Annotated in this window: 18 protein-coding genes and 1 pseudogene; 4 read left to right on the top strand and 15 right to left on the bottom strand. The window is 68.6% G+C overall.

Features of this window, described 5'->3' with window-relative positions:
- Positions 1-96: 96 nt before the first annotated feature.
- The 10 genes and pseudogenes from UAA55_RS30470 to UAA55_RS30425 form a co-directional block, all read right to left on the bottom strand.
- Positions 97-1,575, bottom strand: a complete 1,479-nt coding sequence (locus UAA55_RS30470; protein WP_322957569.1) for a sensor histidine kinase — start codon at positions 1,573-1,575, stop codon at positions 97-99.
- Complete coding sequence (locus tag UAA55_RS30465; protein ID WP_322957568.1) at positions 1,521-2,567, bottom strand: hypothetical protein; 1,047 nt, start codon at positions 2,565-2,567, stop codon at positions 1,521-1,523. The genes UAA55_RS30470 and UAA55_RS30465 overlap by 55 nt, the downstream gene beginning before the upstream one ends.
- Before the next feature lie 171 nt (positions 2,568-2,738).
- Positions 2,739-4,033, bottom strand: a pseudogene (gene ahcY, locus UAA55_RS30460) (adenosylhomocysteinase).
- A 245-nt stretch (positions 4,034-4,278) separates the two neighbouring features.
- Positions 4,279-4,719: a type II toxin-antitoxin system VapC family toxin gene (locus UAA55_RS30455; RefSeq protein ID WP_186457215.1), complete on the bottom strand. Its 441-nt coding sequence runs from the start codon at positions 4,717-4,719 to the stop codon at positions 4,279-4,281.
- Entirely contained in the window at positions 4,716-5,012 is a 297-nt protein-coding gene (locus tag UAA55_RS30450) for a FitA-like ribbon-helix-helix domain-containing protein (protein WP_322957567.1), read from the bottom strand. The genes UAA55_RS30455 and UAA55_RS30450 overlap by 4 nt, the downstream gene beginning before the upstream one ends.
- Positions 5,013-5,355: 343 nt before the next feature.
- On the bottom strand, positions 5,356-7,149 hold the full coding sequence (ptsP, locus tag UAA55_RS30445; RefSeq protein WP_322957566.1) for a phosphoenolpyruvate--protein phosphotransferase: 1,794 nt from the start codon (positions 7,147-7,149) through the stop codon (positions 5,356-5,358).
- Between the two features lie 7 nt (positions 7,150-7,156).
- On the bottom strand, positions 7,157-7,405 hold the full coding sequence (locus tag UAA55_RS30440; protein ID WP_322917315.1) for an HPr family phosphocarrier protein: 249 nt from the start codon (positions 7,403-7,405) through the stop codon (positions 7,157-7,159).
- Positions 7,406-7,460: 55 nt separating this feature from the next.
- The gene (locus UAA55_RS30435; protein WP_040843498.1) at positions 7,461-7,862 is read right to left on the bottom strand and encodes a PTS sugar transporter subunit IIA; all 402 of its coding nucleotides are present in this window, start codon (positions 7,860-7,862) and stop codon (positions 7,461-7,463) included.
- Complete coding sequence (gene rapZ / locus UAA55_RS30430; protein WP_322957565.1) at positions 7,859-8,782, bottom strand: RNase adapter RapZ; 924 nt, start codon at positions 8,780-8,782, stop codon at positions 7,859-7,861. Before rapZ ends, UAA55_RS30435 begins: the two co-directional genes overlap by 4 nt.
- Positions 8,779-9,243, bottom strand: a complete 465-nt coding sequence (locus tag UAA55_RS30425) for an HPr kinase/phosphorylase (protein ID WP_322957564.1) — start codon at positions 9,241-9,243, stop codon at positions 8,779-8,781. The genes rapZ and UAA55_RS30425 overlap by 4 nt, the downstream gene beginning before the upstream one ends.
- A 488-nt stretch (positions 9,244-9,731) precedes the next feature.
- Between UAA55_RS30425 and UAA55_RS30420 the strand changes: the two genes are divergently transcribed.
- From UAA55_RS30420 to katG, 4 genes are all read left to right on the top strand, one after another.
- Positions 9,732-10,835, top strand: a complete 1,104-nt coding sequence (locus tag UAA55_RS30420; protein ID WP_322957563.1) for a patatin-like phospholipase family protein — start codon at positions 9,732-9,734, stop codon at positions 10,833-10,835.
- A gap of 76 nt (positions 10,836-10,911) precedes the next feature.
- Entirely contained in the window at positions 10,912-11,139 is a 228-nt protein-coding gene (locus tag UAA55_RS30415; RefSeq protein WP_322957562.1) for a hypothetical protein, read from the top strand.
- Positions 11,140-11,394: 255 nt separating this feature from the next.
- Entirely contained in the window at positions 11,395-12,282 is an 888-nt protein-coding gene (locus tag UAA55_RS30410; RefSeq protein ID WP_322957561.1) for a hydrogen peroxide-inducible genes activator, read from the top strand.
- A 231-nt stretch (positions 12,283-12,513) separates the two neighbouring features.
- Positions 12,514-14,742, top strand: a complete 2,229-nt coding sequence (gene katG, locus UAA55_RS30405) for a catalase/peroxidase HPI (RefSeq protein WP_322957560.1) — start codon at positions 12,514-12,516, stop codon at positions 14,740-14,742.
- 75 nt (positions 14,743-14,817) lie between these two features.
- On the opposite strand, the gene UAA55_RS30400 is transcribed toward katG, so the two are convergent.
- From UAA55_RS30400 to UAA55_RS30380, 5 genes are all read right to left on the bottom strand, one after another.
- Complete coding sequence (locus UAA55_RS30400) at positions 14,818-15,474, bottom strand: phosphoribosylanthranilate isomerase (protein ID WP_322957559.1); 657 nt, start codon at positions 15,472-15,474, stop codon at positions 14,818-14,820.
- Positions 15,475-15,589: 115 nt separating this feature from the next.
- Positions 15,590-16,309: an orotidine-5'-phosphate decarboxylase gene (gene pyrF, locus UAA55_RS30395; RefSeq protein ID WP_322957557.1), complete on the bottom strand. Its 720-nt coding sequence runs from the start codon at positions 16,307-16,309 to the stop codon at positions 15,590-15,592.
- Positions 16,310-16,404: 95 nt separating this feature from the next.
- On the bottom strand, positions 16,405-16,971 hold the full coding sequence (gene thpR / locus UAA55_RS30390) for an RNA 2',3'-cyclic phosphodiesterase (RefSeq protein ID WP_322957556.1): 567 nt from the start codon (positions 16,969-16,971) through the stop codon (positions 16,405-16,407).
- A 37-nt stretch (positions 16,972-17,008) separates the two neighbouring features.
- Complete coding sequence (locus tag UAA55_RS30385) at positions 17,009-18,046, bottom strand: aldo/keto reductase (RefSeq protein WP_322957555.1); 1,038 nt, start codon at positions 18,044-18,046, stop codon at positions 17,009-17,011.
- Positions 18,047-18,136: 90 nt separating this feature from the next.
- Positions 18,137-18,781: an arylesterase gene (locus UAA55_RS30380; protein WP_322957553.1), complete on the bottom strand. Its 645-nt coding sequence runs from the start codon at positions 18,779-18,781 to the stop codon at positions 18,137-18,139.
- Positions 18,782-18,831: the final 50 nt, after the last annotated feature.

Here is an 18,831-nt window from a genome sequence, read left to right as displayed (position 1 = left end):
CGCGTCCGCCGCAGGTTTTTGGGGAGCGGCAGCGGACTGAAAACCGAGGATAGCCAAAGGCCCGGATGGGCCTGCCGGCGCTTGAGGAACATCACTCTAAACCGCCATGACGGCCGAATGCCGTAACGGCAGATGGCACCGGATCAGCGTGCCCTGATCGCTGTCGCTGATCTCCACATGGCCGCCGTGCAGCTCGACGAAGCTTTTCACCAGTGACAGGCCCAGGCCGGCGCCGGCGGGGTGGTTCTGCACGTCGCCACGCTCGAACTTGTTGAACACGCGCTGGCGGTCGGCGGCGGGGATGCCGATGCCGGTGTCGCTGACCGACAGCACCATCTCGGGCCCATGCTCCCCCATCTGGCGCTTGGCCGACAGGGTGACCTGGCCGCCGGGCGGCGTGAACTTCACGGCGTTGCTGACCAGGTTGTACAGCGCCTGTTTCAGGCGGCGCTCGTCGGCATCCAGGGTGCCGATGTCGGGCGGCACCTGCACCAGCAGGGTCACGTCCTGCTTGCGCGCCCAGTCCAGCGTCAGGCCCGACACCGCCTCCAGCAGCTGGCCGACATCCACGGGCGAGCGGTCCAGCGTCATGAAGCCGGCCTCGATGGTGGCCAGATCCAGGATGTCGTTGATCAGGGCCAGCAGGCGGCGGCTGGCCTCCAGCACGCCCTTGGTGTAATCGGCCTGGCGTTCGTTCAGGGCGCCGAAATACTGGTTATTCAAGATTTCGGCGAAGCCCATGATGGCGTTCAGGGGCGTGCGCAGCTGGTACGAGACGTTGGCGATGAATTCCGACTTCAGCCGGTCGGCGGTCGCCAGCGCCTCGTTGCTGGCGCGCAGGGCCTCTTCCACCCGCACGCTGTCGGTGATGTCCAGCACGCTGATCAGCACCGCGCCATCAGGCAGCGGCACGTTGGACACGTCGACGATGGACCGGTCGGTGCGTTCCAGCCGGCCGGCGTAGCTGGAGCGTTCCAAGAGGTCGGCGATCATGGTGCGGCGGCGCGCCGGCCAATCGCCGTCATGGTCCAGCAGGGGTTGCAGCTTGTCGATCACCTGGGTGATGTGCGGCTCGCCGTTCAGATCCGTCGGCCTCAGGCGCCAGATGCGGGCGAAGGACGGGTTCCACAGCTTCAGCCGGCCGTCGCCGCCGAACACGGCCACCCCTTCCGCCAGGTTGTCCAGCGTCTCCTGTTGCACGGCCATCAGGGTGTTGTAGGAGGATTCCAGCGCCAGCGCGTTGGTCACATCCTCCAGCACGAACATCAGCCCGCCGAAGGGATGGGGGACGGCGATGGTGCGCAGGGTGGTGCCGTCCGGCAGGTGGGTCAAATCCTCGCGCGGTTCCGTCAGGTTGGTGAACTGCGCCAGCTGGGTGCGCTTCCACCGGGGGAAGTCCACCTCCTCCTGGAGGCGCCGGCGGCTGCGCAAATCCTCCAGCACCTCGCCATAGGTGGGCTCGGTCCCCAGCCAGCTTTCATCCAGCCCCCACAATCGGGCGTAGGAGCGGTTGTGGAACTTCAGCTTGGTGTCCGCGCCGTAGATGGCGATGGCGGACCCCAGATGCTCCAGCACGTCGGCGTGGGCGGCGATATGGCGCTCCAGCTCTGACGACAGTTCCTGTTCGCGCGTGGTGTCCAGCGCGTGGCCCAGCAGGGCGGCCCCCCCTCCAGCGGCGCCTCCAGCGGGGTTTCCGTCAGGCGCAGCAACTGGCGCTGGCCGGCGACGATGACATGGCGGCTTTCCGAAGCCGGTTCCTTGCCCGACAGGGCGCGGGCGGCCAGCGACTGGCCGGCGCCGGCGCCGGTGACCAATTCCACCCCCTGCGCCACCACCTCGTCCGGCGGCAAGCCCACCGCCGTGCCATAGGCCTGGTTGCACCATACCAGCGCGCCATCGGCCCGCCGCATCCACAGGGGGAAAGGCAGCAGGTCCAGGGCGGCGCGGAACTGGGCCAGCCCTTCCTCCGCCACCTGGCGGCGCCGGTCCAGGGCCTTGGCGTCGGCCGTGGCCCCGGTGACGTCGCGCAGCCACAGCACACTGAGTGCCGCCGGCGGGTCGCCGCCATCCCCGGGGGTCACGGGCGGCGCCACCTGTCGGCCGATCACCAGCAGGGTGCGGCGGCCCTGGTGGCAGGCCAGCTGGTGGGTGAATGGCGTGGCGTTGACGTCCAGCGCGCGCAACGACTGGCGCAGGGTGTCGTCATCCGGGGTGGTGAAGGCCTGCGCGATCTCATCCGGGCGGCTGCCGGGCTGCGGATCGGGAACGCCCAGCCAGGCGCCGGCGCTGGCGCTGGCGCCGATGACGCGGTCATTCTGCCAGGCCACCCATTCATCGGGGCAGCCGGCCAGCAGCGCGTCGGCCCGGACCGCCTGGGCCTCCACCGTGCTGCGCTGGCGGGTCAGCCGAGTCAGGCACACGCCCACGGCCACCAGGCTGGCGGCCGACCCCGCCAGCACCAGCGGCAGCGGCAGGCCGGGAAAACCCAGGCGCAAGCACGGGAACCCCGGCGCCGCCAGGGCGGCGACTGTCAGTGCTAGCGGCAGGGCGGTGGCGTTCTTCGGCATGACGCGCGAATCTTAGTTAATGACGGGGTGGGTGCCAAGCCAACGGAAGGCTACGTTTTCGCGGCAAACCCTTGGCAAAGCCAAACAAAGACCGCTCCGCCAAAGGAAAAGGCCGGGCGCGATGGCCCGGCCTTCCCTGGAACCGCGGCGCCCGAAGGCCCAGGGTACCCCTTAATAGCGGTAGTGGTCGGGCTTGAACGGGCCCTGCGGGCTGACGGCGATGTATTCCGCCTGCTTGTCGGTCAGGGTGGTGAGGTTGGCGCCGATCTTGGCCAGGTGCAGGCGGGCGACCTTCTCATCCAGGTGCTTGGGCAGCACATAGACCTTGTTCTCGTACTTGTCGGCGTTGTTCCACAGCTCGATCTGGGCCAGCACCTGGTTGGTGAAGCTGGCGGACATGACGAAGCTGGGGTGGCCGGTGGCGCAGCCCAGGTTCACCAGGCGGCCCTTGGCCAGGACGATCAGGCGCTTGCCGTCGGGGAACACCACCTCGTCCACCTGCGGCTTCACTTCTTCCCAGACGTAGTTGCGCAGGGCGTCGATCTGGATTTCGCTGTCGAAGTGGCCGATGTTGCAGACGATGGCGCGGTCCTTCATCTCACGCATGTGGTCCAGCGTGATGACGTCGACGTTGCCGGTGGCGGTGACGAAGATGTCGCCCAGGGGGCGGCCTGTTCCATCGTCACCACCTGGTAGCCTTCCATGGCGGCCTGCAGGGCGTTGATGGGGTCGATCTCGGTCACCATGACGCGGGCGCCCTGGCTGCGCAGCGAGGCGGCGGAACCCTTGCCCACGTCGCCGTAACCGCACACCACGGCCACCTTGCCCGCCATCATGACGTCGGTGGCGCGCTTGATGCCGTCCACCAGGCTCTCGCGGCAGCCGTACAGGTTGTCGAACTTGGACTTGGTGACGCTGTCGTTCACGTTGATGGCTGGAACCTTCAGCGTGCCCTTCTTCATCATCTCATACAGGCGGTGCACGCCCGTGGTGGTCTCTTCCGACAGGCCGCGGATGTCGGCCAGCATCTCGGGATACTTGTCGTGCAGGATCTGGGTGACGTCGCCGCCATCGTCCAAGATCATGTTGGGGGTCCAGCCATCCGGGCCGCGCAGCGTCTGCTCGATGCACCACCAGAACTCCTCCTCCGTCTCGCCCTTCCAGGCGAAGACCGGGATGTTGGCGGCGGCGATGGCGGCGGCGGCGTGATCCTGGGTGGAGAAGATGTTGCACGAGGACCAGCGCACGGTGGCACCCAGGTCCACCAGCGTCTCGATCAGCACGGCGGTCTGGATGGTCATGTGCAGGCAGCCGACGATGCGGGCGCCGTCCAGCGGCTTCTTGCCGGCGTATTCGGTGCGCAGGGCCATCAGGCCGGGCATCTCGGTCTCGGCGATGGTGATTTCCTTGCGACCCCAGCCGGCGAGGCCGATGTCCTGGACTTTGTAATCGGTGAAGGCGGTCATGGGGGCGATGCTCCTGTGGTGCCCCGCCGGCGCACGAAGGCGGGCCTGGTCGGTCCGGGCGGGATGACTGCGCCAGGATGTACCAGCGACGGCCGCACCAGCAAGCATAAAGATATCTTTATGTGTGCATTTGTTGGTGAGGCGGTAGCCTCGCCAGGCCGCGACCACGGCCGCCGGAGCTTTCCGGGAAGCGCCAGCGGACTGGAAAGCGAGGAAGGGAAGCGGGCGGACGCCGCCTGAGGGAACTACCTCAAGAACCGCTCCACCTCGTGCACCAGCACCACACGCCCCGCCAGGCGGCCACCCAGGGGCCCGCGCACGGCGCGCACCAGGGCCGGGTTGGCGGTGACGTAGACCAGCTGCAGGCCCTGGGCCAGGGCCAGGTACAGGCAGTCCTGCGCCGGATGGGACAGCTGGGCCGCCAGGCGCACGGCATCGGCCAGCAAGGGGCGTGACGGCATCAGCTCCACCTCCGCTCCTTGCAGGGCCATGGCGGCGGTGGCCGCCTCCACCGCCGTCAGGTCGCCCAGGGCCACCTTGGCGCCCAGCACCTGGGCCAAGTCGCCCATCAGCACGTCGGGCGCCAGCAGTCGGTGGCCCAGCAGGCGGTCGGCCACGGGGCTGGTCGCCTCTGGCACCACCCATTGCAGGGCGACCGAGGCGTCGATGACGAATTGCAGCGTCATGGCTCGTCCCCCGGCCCGGGAATGCCGCCCGCCGGAATGGCCTCCGGCAGGGCCGCCCAGGTCTCGGCCCGCGTGGCGGCCATGACGTCGCCGGCGGGTCGGTGGGCGCGATCGGCCAGGGATTGGCGTAGCGAGGAGGCGAGGGCGCGGAAGTCCTGCGGCTCATTGGCCAGCGCCTGGCGCAGGATGTCGCGGCACTCGGCTTCCATGGAACGGCCGTGACGGGCGGCGCGCAGCTTCAGGCGGCGCACCAGTTCCTCATCCAGGCCACGGACAGTCAGGGCGGTGGGCATCGGGGTCCTCCCAGGCAATGCCAGCAGTGCTGGCGCGCCTGAAGGTGAATCAGGGCCCCGAATCCCGTCAAGCTATTCGCATTGCCTTCAGGCGCCGGGCGCCGGCGTCCGCCGGCTTGGCTTCCTCGCTTTCCAGTCCACTACGTTCCCCGGAAAGCTCCGGCGGCCACGGTCGTGGCCTAAGCCGCTTGACGGCATACTGCCGTCAAGCTGTTCGCATTGCCCTCAGGCGCCGGGCGCGGCCATCCGGCCGCTTGGCTTCCTCGCATTCCAGTCCACTGCGTTCCCCGGAATGCTGCGGCGGCCACGGTCGTGGCCTAAGCCGCTTGACGGCATGCTGCCGTCAAGCGGCAGCGTCGTTGAAATCGTCCAGCAGGGCGGCGATGCGGCCCCGGTCGGTCTGGTCCATGATGGTGCGGGCGCGGCGGGTGGCCTCGACCAGATCCAGCCCGCGGAGGCGGCGCTTCACCAGGGGCAGGTTGTTGGGCGCCATGGACAGCTCGCGGATGCCCAGGCCCAGCAGCAGGGCGGTGTAGCGCGGGTCGCCCGCCATCTCGCCGCAGATGGAGACGGGGATGCGGGCGCGCAACGCCGCCTCGGTGGTGAACTGCACCAGGCGCAGCACGGCGGGGTGCAGCGGGTCGTACAGGTCGGCCACCTGCTCGTCCCCCCGGTCGATGGCCAGGGTGTACTGGATCAGGTCGTTGGTGCCGATGGCGAAGAAGTCGCAGAAGGGCGCCAGGCCGTCGGCCGACAAGGCAGCGCCCGGTATCTCGATCATGATGCCCAGCTTGGGCAGGGGGTGGGCGATCCTCACCCCTCGGCGGCGCAGGCGGCGCACCACCGTGGCCATGATCTCGCGCACCCGCCGCACCTCGGCCACCGAGCTGATCATGGGCAGCAGGATGCGCAGGTTGCCGTGGGCCCCGGCGCGCAGCATGGCGGCCAGCTGGGTTTCCAGCAGCTTGGGTTCCTTCAAGGACAGGCGGATGGCGCGCAGGCCCAGGGCGGGGTTGGTTGGCTCGCTGAAATAGCCGCGCAAGGCGGTCGCGATCTTCTCGCCCCCGATGTCCAGGGTGCGGGCCGTCACCGGCTTGCCGTCCATGCTGGTGACGATGCGGGTCAGGATCTCCGTCTGCTCATCCTCGTCGGGCAGGTCCTCGCGGTTCATGAACAGGAACTCGGTGCGCAGCAGGCCCACGCCCGACGCCCCCACCTCGATGGCGCCGTCCAGTTCGCGCGGCAGTTCCAGGTTGGCGTTGAGTGTGACGGACGTGCCGTCGCGGGTGATGGCCGGCAGCTTGCGCAGGCTTTTCAGCTGCGCCCGTTCCGCCAACAGTTCGGCCCGGCGGCGACGGTAGCCGTCCAGCACGTCCGGGCTGGGGTTGACGCAGACCTGGCCGGCGATGCCGTCGACCACCACCGTGTCGCCATTCTGCACGCCCTGCAACAGGCCCAGGGTGCCCAGCACGGCCGGCAGGCTGAGGGACCGCGCCATGATGGCGGTGTGGCCCTCCGGTCCACCCAGCATGGTGGCGAAGCCGGCGATGCGGCGCGGGTCCATCAGGGCGGTGTCGGCGGGGCTCAGATCCTCCGCCAGGACGATGCAGCCCTCCGGCAGGAAAGAGAAGGCCTGGTACTTGTGCTGCATCAGGTTGCGCAGCAGGCGCTGGCCCACCTCGCGCACATCCGCGATGCGGGCCGCCAGGTAGGCGTCCTCCATATCGGCGAAGCTCTGCGCGATGCTGGTGATCTCGGCCTGCACCGCGGCCTCGGCGTTCACCTTGTCCTGGCGGATGCGCTTTTCCACGCCGCGCATGAGGCGGGAACCCGACAGCATGGCGAAATGGGCGTCCAGCAGGAAGCCGATCTCCTCCGCGGCGCTGTCCGGCAGGCCGGAGGCCTTGGTCTTCAGCTTGCGCACCTGGCGGCGCGCCTTGTCGGCGGCGGTGGCGAAGCGCTGGACCTCCGCCTCCAGCTCAGCCTCGGGAATGGCGTATTCCGGCGCCAGCAGGGCGCTGGCGTCCACCACGTGCGCCGGCCCGATGGCGATACCGGAGGAAACCCCCACGCCCCGCAGCAGACGATCGGCCACCGCCTTCATCGTGCGGCCCCGGCCAGATGCGCGCTCGGCCATTTGCCGTTCAGTCCTCATCGAACTTGCGGTCGACCAAGGCAACCAGCGCGTCCAGCGCCTGTTCCCCCTGCGGCCCCCGCGCCCGCAACGTGATCGAGGTGCCGATGGCGGCCGCCAGCATCATCAGGCCCATGATGGACTGCCCGTTGACCTGGGTGTCGCCCCGCTCCACCTCCACCTCGGCGTCGAATTCCGCCGCCAGCTTCACGAACTTGGCCGCCGCCCGCGCGTGCAGGCCGCGGCGGTTCTGGATCAGCGCCGTGCGCGACGGGCCGAAACCGCCCGCGCCCCCTTCCCCCGCCCGTCATGGCTCAGTTGTCCGCCAACAGGGAGGAGGCCACGTTGATGTACTTGCGGCCCGCCTCGCGCGCCGCCTGGACGGCGCTTTCCAGCGACTCGGTCTTGCGCACCGAGGCCAGCTTGATCAGCAGGGGCAGGTTCACGCCGGCGATGACCTCGACCTTGGCGCGGTCCATGGTACTGATGGCCAGGTTGGACGGCGTGCCGCCGAACATGTCGGTCAGCACCACCACGCCGTCGCCGGTATCACACTCCGCGACCTTGGCCAGGATGTCCTCCCGCCGCTGCTCCATGTCGTCTTCCGGCCCGATGCAGACCGCGCGCACCTGTGGCTGTTCCCCCACCACGTGTTGGAGGGCCAGTATGAACTCCTCGGCCAAACGGCCGTGGGTCACGAGGACCATACCGATCATCGGGTCTCCCTATTGACGACATGCGCGGGCTCCGGGGACACGCCGGACCGGTCCAATTCCCGGTGGGCGACGCCCACCCGGGAGCCCTGGGTTTGCAACCATGCCGCCAGCCGGTTGGCGACAAAGACGGAACGATGGCGGCCCCCGGTGCACCCCAAGGCGATGGTGAGGTAGCGCTTGCCCTCGTTCAGGTAGCGGGGCAGCAGGGGGGCCAGCAAGCGGGTGAGATTGTCGAAGAAGGCGGGGAAGTCCCCGTCCTTCTCAATGAAGGCGCCCACGGGCGGATCGTTGCCGGTCAGGGGCCGGAGATCGGGAACCCAGTGCGGGTTGTCGAGGAAACGGACGTCGAACACCAGGTCGGCCTCACGCGGGACGCCATGGCGGAACGAGAAGCTGGTCACGAAGACATGCAACGACGGCGCCGTGTCCAACCGGAAATGCCCGCCTAGCAAACGGCGGACATCGTGGATGGAAAGCTGGGTGGTGTCGACCACCACGTCGGCGTTGTCACGCAAGGACCACAGCAGGCCGCGTTCCCGGGCGATGCCGTCGGGCACGGGCCGGTCGGTGGCCAGGGGATGGGGCCGGCGGGTTTCGGTGTAGCGCCGCTGCAGCGCCTCGTCCGACGCCTCCATGAACAAGAGGCTGACGGTCCGGCCGGTGGCGTGGCGCAGCCGGTCCAGTTCCGCGCCCACGGCGTCGGCGGAGAAATCGCGCGTGCGGCTGTCGATGCCGATGGCCAGCGGCCGGTCGCTGGCCTGTTCCACCAGATGGGTCAGCAGCGACAGGCGCAAATTGTCCACCGCCTCATACCCCAGATCCTCCAGCGCCTTCAGCGCCGTGGACAATCCAGCGCCCGACAGGCCGGTGACCACCACCACGGGTGGCTTGGACGGGGAAACGCCGGGTTGCCCGCTCATGCCGCCACCCCATCGAACGCGGCGGGCACCGGGGGCGCGCCGGCGGCCAGCGCCGCCAGCGCCAGGCGTAGGGCGGCGGGGGCGGACGCCGCGAAGGGCCACAGCGCCACCCGGGGCAGGATCACGCCGGCCAGCGTGACGGTGGCGGGTTCAGGCAGGCGGGGAACCGCGTCCCGGCCCACCAGGTCGACCGCCAGGCGGACAAGGGCCGATGGGACGGCCGGCACGGGCAGGATGCCCAGGCCGCGCACCTCGACCAGGCCGGCCAGGCGCTCGGGCGCGGAAGCGGTCAACAGGGTCCGCGTGGGGTCGGCGGCGAGATCCACCTGGTCGTCGGCCACCAGCAGGGCGCCCGCATCCACCAGGCGCAGGGCCAAATCGGACTTGCCCGACCCCGACGGCCCCCGCAGGAGGACGCCGGCACCGCCAACACTGACACAAGTGGCATGGACGCGGATCATGGTCGAGGGAAGGTGCGACCGATGGCCCCCCCTGTCAATGGCATGACGCGTATGCGGGGTCCCCCCGGACCCGCCTGCCCTGATCATCGTTCCCCGCTTCCCCTTCCGACCCGGCCCCGATCCGCCCCTTGCGATCCAGCGCGGCCCCCTTGCGCCATCCCCCGAAGGCGGATATGGGGACACCGGTCGCGCCGCCGGTTTTAGCAGAACCGGCCGGCGGGCGCAAAGCCGGGCCGCCATGCCGGTTTGGCGGCGCAACATTCGGCGGGGAAATTTATAACGACGCGCGCCGGGGGACCGCGATAAGGTGCGGGCGTCGGCCAGCCCCCGGCGAACGGCCAGGCGTGGCGCGACATGCCGCTCTTGGACCGGCGGGGTCCCGCCCCATATCTTTGTGCGCCCCAGGGCCCGTCGCGGGTGGGGCGCCTCGCGTTCCGGCCGCCGTTCGGTTGCGCCGCATCATGGGTCAACAAAGCGACAGGTCCCCGATGCCCGACAGCACGTCCCCTCCCCAGAATAAGCCCGGCGCCAACGACGCCACCGCCCATCCCGCGTCCAAAGCGAAAGGGGGCAACGGCCAGCCGCACAAGCGGGTCAACCTGGGCCTGCAGGGCGGCGGTTCGCACGGCGCCTTCACCTGGGGCGTGCTGGACCGTCTGCTGGAGGATGGCCGACTGGAGGTGGAGGCCATCTCCGGCACCAGCGCCGGCGCCATGAACGCCGTGGTCATGGCCGATGGCTATGGCAAGGACGGGCGCGAGGGCGCCCGCAAGGCGCTGCGCACCTTCTGGACCAAGGTGGGCGAAGCCGGGCGCGGGTCGCCGCTGCAGCGCAGCCTGCTGTCACGCCTGCGCGGCAGCTGGCGGGTGGACGACAGCCCGGGCTACGCCTGGTTCAACCTCATGAACATGCTGGTCTCGCCCTATCAGAGCAATCCGCTGGGCATCAACCCGCTGCGCCGCATCCTGGAGGACCTGATCGATTTCGACCAGGTGCGCTTCGCCGCCGGCATCGACCTCTACCTGTCCGCCACCAATGTGGAGACGGGCAAGGTCAAGATCTTCCGCAACCGCGACATCACGGTGGACGCCGTGCTGGCGTCCGCCTGCCTGCCCCAGATGTTCCAGGCCGTGGAGATCAAGGGGGAATACTATTGGGACGGCGGCTTCATGGGCAACCCGTCGCTGTGGCCCATCGCGTACGAGAACGAGAGCCACGACATCATCGTCGTGCAAATCAACCCGCTGGTGCGCAAGGGCGTGCCCAAGACGCCGTTCGAGATAGCCGACCGGGTGAACGAGATCACCTTCAACGCCTCGTTGATGCGCGAGATGCGCTCCATCCGCTTCGTCTCGCGCCTCATCGACTCCGGCGACCTCACGTCCGACCAGTACAAGGCCCTGCGCATGCACGTCATCGAAAATGACGAGGCCCTGGCCGACATGCACGCCAGCAGCAAGCTGAACGCGGAACCGGAGTTCCTGCAGTACCTGTTCACCAAGGGGCGGGAGACGGCGGACTGCTGGCTGGTCGCCAATTTCGACAAGGTGGGCGTGGAGACCAGCGTCGACATCGTGCAGGATTATTTGTGAGGGGGGGCCGCGGTCTTTCGCATTGCGTCCATAAGGCCCCTTGGCCTCGGGCATGGGGCGGCTATATGATCTTCCCATGGTCGAGACCCGCCCCACCACCTCCCGCCTTGGCGGGCTGATCCCCGACGGTTCGGACCGGCACTCCATCCTTGTGCCGCCGCCGGCGCCAGCGCGCGCCGTGCAGAAGGCCAAGCCCGGCAACCGCTGGCCTTCGGCCCGCGAACTGGCGAGCCTGATGGTCAATGGCATCCTGACCCTGCCCGCGCGCTATCGCCGGGGCATGTTTCTGGACGTGTTGTTGTAGGGAAAACACCTCAAGCGCCGGCGGGCATCCGCCCCTGGCGGCTTCCTCCGTTTCCAGTCCGCCACCCTCCCCGGGAACTTCCGGTGGCCTTCCATTATGTGACCGGGTGGGGCCTGGAGAAGGATGGCCCGGCACCGCTCATCCTCATTCCGGCGCCGCACGCTTCGGTGAACTCTTTTTAATTAGAATAATTCCAATTACGGTGCTTTAGAGCTAAGATGGAGCGGTCACCGTCCTACCGAAGACGCCACCGCGATGACCCTGCCCAGCCTCAAGCAACTCCGCTATCTCGTGCACCTGCATGAGCACCGCAATTTCAGCCGCGCGGCCGAGGCGTGCAACGTCACCCAGGCCGCCTTGTCATCCGGCATCCAGGAACTGGAAGCCCTGCTGCGATTGCGCCTGGTGGAGCGGACGCGGCGCATGGTGGCCTTCACCGCCGTGGGCGAGCAGGTGGTGGAAAAGGCGCGCGAGCTGCTGCGGGTGGCCCAGGACCTGGGCAATATCGCCCAGGGCGACGGCCCGCTGGCCGGCGTCCTGCGCCTAGGCATCATCCCCACCGTCGGGCCCTATCTGCTGCCCCGCCTGCTGCCCAAGTTCGCCAGCGGCTATCCCCTGCTGGAACTGCACGTGCGGGAGGAGGTCAGCGCCAGCCTGTGCGCGGCGCTCAGCCATGGCGAGTTGGACTGCGCCATCCTGGCCCTGCCCTATCCCTGCACGGCGCTGGACTATGACACCCTGTTCGATGACCCACTGATGCTGGCCTTCCATATGGAGGACCCGGTGGGATGCCACACCACGCTGAATGAGGCCGACTGGACGGAGCGCCTGCTGCTGCTGCCGGACGGGCATTGCCTGCGCGACCACGCCCTGGCGCTGTGCGGGCGCGCGGACCTGCAGCGCCAGGCCATGTCCGCCTCCACCCTGCAAACCCTGGTGCATCTGGTCGACAACCGGCTCGGCGTCACCCTGCTGCCGGAAATGGCGGTGCAGGCCGGCCTGCTGCATGGCCTGCACGTGACCACCCGGGCCCTGCCGGATCCGGAGGCCAAGCGCCGCATCGTCCTGGCCTGGCGCAGCGGCGCCGCCCTCAGCACCACCTACCAACGCCTGGCCCAGGCAATCCGCGAGGCACGACGGTAAGTAAACGGCCACGCCAACATCGCCGTTGCCGCACCGCACAAATCATTAACCTTTTATGTGTGTGCGTTTTTAATAATTATGGCGCCAATTGATTTTATGGCGCCAGCATTTTTACTATTGTTATAGATTATTCCTATAAGGATTATAGAATTAATTAGTTTGTTTGCTGTTTTTCAGCATGTTAGCTGCTGTTGCATCTGAATTGTGGCTTTCCTTAGGAGGAGCACTTCGATGCATAAACGCGCCCTATCCCTGATCGTGCTGCTCTCAGCCTCGATTTCCCCTCTGGCCCTGACCAGCGCCGCCAGGGCTGACGACAAGCCCCAAGTGGATAAACCCATGTCCAACCAGGACTGGTGGCCCGACCGGCTGGACCTCAGCCCTCTGCGCCAGAACGAGGCGGCGTCCAATCCCTATGGCGAAAAGTTCGACTACGCCGCCGAATTCAAGACCCTGGATCTGCAGGCGGTGAAGAAGGACATCGACAAGGTCCTGACGACGCCCCAGGCTTGGTGGCCGGCGGACTACGGCAACTACGGTCCCTTCTTCATCCGCATGGCCTGGCACAGCGCCGGCAGCTATCGCGTGGCGGACGGGCGCGGCGGCGCCAACGGCGGCGACCTGCGGTTCGAGCCGCGCAACAGCTGGCCGGACAATGTGAACCTGGACAAGGCCCGGCGCCTGCTGTGGCCCATCAAGCAGAAGTACGGGCGCAAGCTGTCCTGGGGCGACCTGATGGTCCTGACCGGCAACGTCGCGCTGGAAAACATGGGCTTCAAGACCCTGGGCTTCGCCGGCGGCCGCGTCGACACCTGGGAACCCGACCTGGTGTTCTGGGGCACCGAGAAGAAGTGGATGGGGGCGGAGCGCTTCGACGCCCAGCACCAGCTGAAAGGTCCCCTGGCCGCCACCCAGATGGGCCTGATCTACGTGAACCCGGAGGGCCCCAACGGCAACCCCGACCCCATCGCCGCCGCCAAGGACATCCGGCTGGCCTTCGGCCGCATGGCCATGGACGACGAGGAGATCGTGGCCCTCATCGCCGGCGGCCACACCTTCGGCAAGGCTCACGGCGCACACGACGCCAAGTGCCTGGGCGAGGCGCCGGCAGCCGCCGGCGTGGAGAAGCAGGGCCTGGGCTGGGAAAACAAGTGCGGCACCGGCAACGGGGCCGACACCATCACCAGCGGCCTGGAAGGCGCCTGGTCCGCCAGCCCGATCACCTTCACCACCCAGTACCTGGACAACCTGTTCGCTTTCGACTGGGTGCAGACCAAGAGCCCGGCCGGCGCCACCCAGTGGGAGCCCAAGGACAAGGGCGCCAGTGAACTGGTCCCCGACGCGCATGACCCGAACAAGCATCATCCGCCGATGATGTTCACAACGGACCTGTCGCTGAAGATGGATCCGGGCTTCCGCGTCATCGCCCTGCGTTTCCAGAAGAACCCGGACGAGTTCGCCGCCGCCTTCGCCCGCGCCTGGTTCAAGCTGACCCACCGCGACATGGGCCCCCGCGCCCGTTACCTGGGCAATGAGGTGCCCAAGGACGTGTTCACCTGGCAGGATCCCGTGCCGGCGGCCGACTACGCCCCCATCGACGCCCAGGATGTGGCGGCGCTGAAGGCCAAGATCCAGGCATCCGGCCTGACCGTGCCGGAACTGGTGCGCACCGCCTGGGCCTCCGCCTCCAGCTTCCGCGGCACCGATATGCGCGGCGGCGCCAACGGCGCCCGCATCCGCCTGGCCCCGGAGAAGGACTGGGCCGTCAACGACCCGGCGGAGCTGAAGAAGGTGCTGGCCAAGCTGGAGGGCATCCAGGCCGACTTCAACCGGGCCCAGAAGAGCGGCAAGAAGGTATCGCTGGCCGACCTGATCGTGCTGGCCGGCGGCGTGGGCGTGGAGCAGGCGGCCAAACAAGCCGGCTACACCGTCGAAGTGCCGTTCAAGCCCGGCCGCACCGACGCCACGCAGGCGCAGACCGACACCGCCTCCTTCGCCAACCTTGAGCCGGCGGCCGACGGCTTCCGCAACTACTATGGCAAGGGCAGCCGCCTGTCCCCGGCGGAAATGCTGGTGGACAAGGCCAACACCCTGACATTGACGGTGCCGGAAATGACGGTGCTGGTGGGTGGCCTGCGCGCCTTGAACGCCAATGAGGGGCAGTCGGCCACCGGCGTGCTGACCAGCCATCCGGGCACGCTGAACAACGAGTTCTTCGTCAACCTGCTGGACATGGGCACCAAATGGGCGCCGTCGCCCAAGACCCCGGGCCTGTACGAAGGCCACGACCGGGCCAGCGGCGCCCTGAAGTGGACCGCCAGCCCCGTCGACCTGATCTTCGGTTCCAACTCGGAACTGCGGGCGGTGGCGGAGGTTTATGCCAGCGACGACGCCAAGGAGAAGTTCGTGAAGGACTTCGTGGCGGCGTGGAGCAAGACGATGGACCTGGACCGGTTCTGACTTTGCGGCCCGGTCGACAACGACGCGCCACTATCGGGGGCCAGGCATCGCGCCTGGCCCCCTTTTCTTTTGTATTCAGACGCCGCGCACAGCGTCCAGGAAGGCGCGGATGAGGGCCGGGTCCTTGTGGCCCGGCCTGTCTTCAACGCCGGAGGACACGTCCACCGCGTCGGCCCCGCTGACGCGGATGGCCTCGGCCACCGTGTCGGGGGTCAGGCCCCCGGACAGCATCCAGGGCTTGGACCAGCGCCGGCCGGTCAGCAGGGTCCAGTCGAAGGCGACGCCGTTACCGCCCGGCAGGATAGGGGGCCCGTTAAGCAACTTGGCCGGCGGCTTGGCGTCGAACAGCAGGATGTCGGCCACCGGCTCGTAAGCCGAAGCCGCGTCCAGGTCGGCGGCGGTTTCGATCTTCAGCGCCTTCATGACAGGCAGGCGATGGGCGGCGCGGATGGCGGCCACACGCCCTGGCGTCTCCTCCCCGTGCAACTGGATCAGGTCCAGCGGCACCTGGGCCAGGGTCTGGTCCAGGAACTCATCGGTGGGGTCGACGAACAGGCCCACCGTGCGCACGCCGGTGGGCACCATGCGCGCCAGCTCCGCCGCCAGGGGCAGTGACACGTTGCGCGGCGACTTGGCGAAGAACACCAGGCCGATGTAGCGGGCTCCGCCATCCGCGGCTGCCCTCAAGGCCTCGGGACGATTGATCCCGCAGATCTTGGCTTTGACGGGCATGGTGCGTGCTCCTCAAGCGCCGGCGCGGCCATCCGGCCGCTTGGCTATCCTCGATTTCCAGTCCGCTACGCTCCCCGGAAATCTCCGGGGCCCGCGGTCGCAGGCCTGACAAAAATTACGCGGCCAGTTCGGTGACGATGCGCTGGGCGGCCTGGACGGGATCGGTGGCATCCGTGATGGGGCGGCCGATGACCAGGTAGGTGGCGCCGGCCGTCACGGCGGCGGCCGGGGTCATGATGCGCTTCTGGTCATTGGCGGAGGCCCAGACGGGACGGATGCCCGGCACCATCAGGGTGAAGTCGGGACCCAGCTGGCGGCGCAGCACGGCGCATTCGTTGGGGGAGCAGACGACGCCATCCATGCCGGCCACATGGGCCAGATCCGCCAGCAGCGCCACCTGGTCGGCCACCGGCCGGTCCACGCCGACGGAGGCCAGATCCAGGAGGCTCATGCTGGTCAGCACGGTGACGCCCAGCAGCTTGGGCCGGGGCACGCCCATCTGGGCCGCCGCGTCCGCCGCGGCGTCCACCGCCGCCCGCATCATGGCCGCACCGCCCAGGGTGTGCAGGGTGATGAAGGCCGGGGCCAGGGGCATGACGGAGCGGATGGCGCCCGCCACCGTGTTGGGGATGTCGTGCAGCTTCAGGTCCAGGAACAGCGGCATGTCCAGGCCCTCGGTCACACCGCGGACGCCTTCCGGTCCGGCGGCGCAGAAGAATTCCAGCCCCAGCTTCACGCCGCCGACATGGCCGGCCAGCCGCTGGGCCAGGGCGCGGGCCGCCTTGGGCTCGGGCGTGTCCAGGGCGACGAAGGTGCGGCGGGCGGGCTGGATCATGGCGGGGCTCGACTCCGGCTATCGAGGGATTTCAGAGGAGATACGGCATCCGCACCCCGGGCGCATGCGCAATTATGCGCGAGGGGGCTTGCGCGTCAGGGCACCTCTTCCTCCGGCCGCCAGCCGCCCAGCGGATAGTCCCGCAGCGCATGGTAGGTGCTGCCCTGCCGGCCCAGCACGCTTTCATAAAGGATGAAGCGGTCGACCGGAAACGGCCCCGCCTGGAACAGGCCGTGTTCCTCCATCAGCCGGCCCACGCGGGCCGCCGGCGTCTCGCGCCCCAGGGTGGCCAGGGTGACGTGAGGGCTGAACTTGCGCGTCTCGGCCGCCAGCCCAGCCCGCACCACCGCGCTCTCCACCTTGGCCTGCAGATGGTCCAGCGCCGGTTCGGGGCGCACGCCGGCCCACAGCACGCGCGACTTCTCCCCCTTGCCGAACTGGCCCAGACCGTCCAGCGCCAGGGTGAAGGCGGGCGCCACCACCAGGTCCAGGGCCTCATCGATGTCCTGGGCCACGCCCTCATCCACCTCGCCGATGAAGCGCAGGGTCAGGTGATAGTTTTCCGGCGGCACCCAGCGGGCCCCCGGCAGGCCGCCGGTGAGGCGGGACAGCGCGTCCCGTACCGCTTCCGGCATTTCCAGGCCCACGAACAGGCGGATCATGACGCTGTACCTTCAAGGTCCCCCGTCCGTCCGGCCCTCAGGGGCAGGGGGAGGGGTTGGACTGGTGCACGGCTTCGATCTCGTCGATCACCGCGTCGCTCAATGTAACGTCGGCCGCGGCGATGTTGCTTTCAAGGTTGGCCATGCTGGTGGCGCCGATGATGACGGCGGTCATGAAGGGCTGGCGCAGGGCGAAGGATATCGCCATCTGCGTCGGGTTCAGGCCGTAACGGCGGGCAATGTCCAGGTAGCGCGCCACGATGGGGTCGACCACCGGCCCGCCGTAGCGGGACCCGCGGGTGTCGATGGCGCGGCGCGAGCCCGCCGGCATGGCGCCGTTCAGGTACTTGCCGCTCAAGGTGCCGCCGGCCAGGGGCGAATAGCCCAGCAGGCCCACCTGCTCGCGCACCGCCACCTTCGCCAGGTCGGTGTCGAAGACGCGGGACAGCAGGTTGTAGACGTTCTGGATGCTGGCGATGCGGGGCAGCCCCTGCCGCTCCGCCGCGCGCAGATAGGCCATGACGCCCCAGGCCGTCTCGTTCGACACCCCGATGTGCCGGACCTTGCCGGCCGTCACCAGCTCACCCATCGCCGCCAGCGTCTCCTCGATGGGCACGCCGCCGTCGCCGTACAGCCCTTCCGGCGCGCCCCGGCCGAACAGGGCCAGGGGCCGCTGCGGCCAATGCACCTGGTAGAGGTCGATGTAATCGGTGCGCAGGCGCCGCAGGCTGGCGTCCACGGCGGCGTGGATGTTGGCGCGGTCCAGCCGGTGCTGGCCGCCGCGCACCCAGGGCATGGGGCCAGGGCCGCTGACCTTGCTGGCCAGGAAGACCTGGGCGCGCCGGCCAGTGGCCTGGAACCAAGTACCGATGATCTCCTCGGTCTTGCCGTAGGTGTCGGCCGTGGGCGGCACGGCATACATCTCCGCCGTATCGAAGAAGGTGACGCCCCGGTCGAAGGCGTAGCTCATCTGCGCATGGCCTTCCGCCTCGGTATTCTGGCGGCCCCAGGTCATCGTGCCCAGGCAGATGGCGCTGACGGTGATGTCGGTACGGCCGAGACGGCGGTGTTCCATGGGGCGTGTCCTTGAAGGGCGGGAAAAAGGTTAACGCCTGTCTACGCGAGGTCAGCTGCGGGGAATAGCCCCGGCGGCGCTGTGAAACCCCTATTTGCCCGCCGCCGCGCCACCGTTCAGCGCCGCCAGCGCCTTGGCGACCAGGGGCTTCAGGCCCCGGACCATCATGGCCACGCCGTCGCCGTTGGGGTGCATGCGGTCGGCGATGGTCAGCTTCGGATCCAACGCCACGCCGTCGAGGATGAAGGGGTAGAAGGGCAGCGCGTACTGCCGGGCCAGATCCGGATAGATCTTGTCGAAGGCGGCCACGTAGTCGGCACCCAGGTTGGGCTGGGCCTTCATGCCGGCCAGGATGGCGGGGACGTGCCGCTCCTTCAGGGTGGACAGGATCTTGTCCAGGTTGGCGCGGGTGGATTTGGGGTCGATGCCGCGCAGCATGTCGTTGGCGCCCAGTTCCACCACCACCAGGTCCGGCTTGTCGCCCAGCATCCAGTCCAGGCCGGCCAAGCCGCCGGCCGAGGTCTGGCCGGAGACGGCGGTGTCGCCCACCGTGACGTCGAGGCCGTCCTGGCGCAGCGCCGCCTCCAGCTGGCGGGTCAGGCCCTGGCCCGGCGGCAGGTTGTAGCCGGCCGACAGGCTGTCGCCCAGCACCGCCACCTTCAGGGGCCGCGCCTGGGCCGCGCCGGTCGCCAGGCCCAGGGCCAGCAGGGGGGCAAGAAGGAAGGAGAGTCGCATCACCGGAATTCCTGTTGAAAACCAAGGGGGCCGGGCCATATCGGCTGAAG

This window comes from Nitrospirillum guanabarense, assembly GCF_034653355.1.
Lineage (GTDB): Bacteria > Pseudomonadota > Alphaproteobacteria > Azospirillales > Azospirillaceae > Nitrospirillum.
Note: the sequence above shows the minus strand (reverse complement) of the source record. Positions and strands in the feature narration are given on the sequence as shown.

Bases quoted from the DNA above. Each gene is read 5' to 3' on its own strand.
- UAA55_RS30465 (WP_322957568.1), bottom strand. From the start codon at position 2,567: ATGCCGAAGAACGCCACCGCCCTGCCGCTAGCACTGACAGTCGCCGCC.
- UAA55_RS30455 (WP_186457215.1), bottom strand. From the start codon at position 4,719: ATGACGCTGCAATTCGTCATCGACGCCTCGGTCGCCCTGCAATGGGTG.
- UAA55_RS30450 (WP_322957567.1), bottom strand. From the start codon at position 5,012: ATGCCCACCGCCCTGACTGTCCGTGGCCTGGATGAGGAACTGGTGCGC.
- ptsP (WP_322957566.1), bottom strand. From the start codon at position 7,149: ATGGCCGAGCGCGCATCTGGCCGGGGCCGCACGATGAAGGCGGTGGCC.
- UAA55_RS30435 (WP_040843498.1), bottom strand. From the start codon at position 7,862: ATGATCGGTATGGTCCTCGTGACCCACGGCCGTTTGGCCGAGGAGTTC.
- rapZ (WP_322957565.1), bottom strand. From the start codon at position 8,782: ATGAGCGGGCAACCCGGCGTTTCCCCGTCCAAGCCACCCGTGGTGGTG.
- UAA55_RS30425 (WP_322957564.1), bottom strand. From the start codon at position 9,243: ATGATCCGCGTCCATGCCACTTGTGTCAGTGTTGGCGGTGCCGGCGTC.
- UAA55_RS30420 (WP_322957563.1), top strand. From the start codon at position 9,732: ATGCCCGACAGCACGTCCCCTCCCCAGAATAAGCCCGGCGCCAACGAC.
- UAA55_RS30415 (WP_322957562.1), top strand. From the start codon at position 10,912: ATGGTCGAGACCCGCCCCACCACCTCCCGCCTTGGCGGGCTGATCCCC.
- UAA55_RS30410 (WP_322957561.1), top strand. From the start codon at position 11,395: ATGACCCTGCCCAGCCTCAAGCAACTCCGCTATCTCGTGCACCTGCAT.
- katG (WP_322957560.1), top strand. From the start codon at position 12,514: ATGCATAAACGCGCCCTATCCCTGATCGTGCTGCTCTCAGCCTCGATT.
- UAA55_RS30400 (WP_322957559.1), bottom strand. From the start codon at position 15,474: ATGCCCGTCAAAGCCAAGATCTGCGGGATCAATCGTCCCGAGGCCTTG.
- pyrF (WP_322957557.1), bottom strand. From the start codon at position 16,309: ATGATCCAGCCCGCCCGCCGCACCTTCGTCGCCCTGGACACGCCCGAG.
- thpR (WP_322957556.1), bottom strand. From the start codon at position 16,971: ATGATCCGCCTGTTCGTGGGCCTGGAAATGCCGGAAGCGGTACGGGAC.
- UAA55_RS30385 (WP_322957555.1), bottom strand. From the start codon at position 18,046: ATGGAACACCGCCGTCTCGGCCGTACCGACATCACCGTCAGCGCCATC.
- UAA55_RS30380 (WP_322957553.1), bottom strand. From the start codon at position 18,781: ATGCGACTCTCCTTCCTTCTTGCCCCCCTGCTGGCCCTGGGCCTGGCG.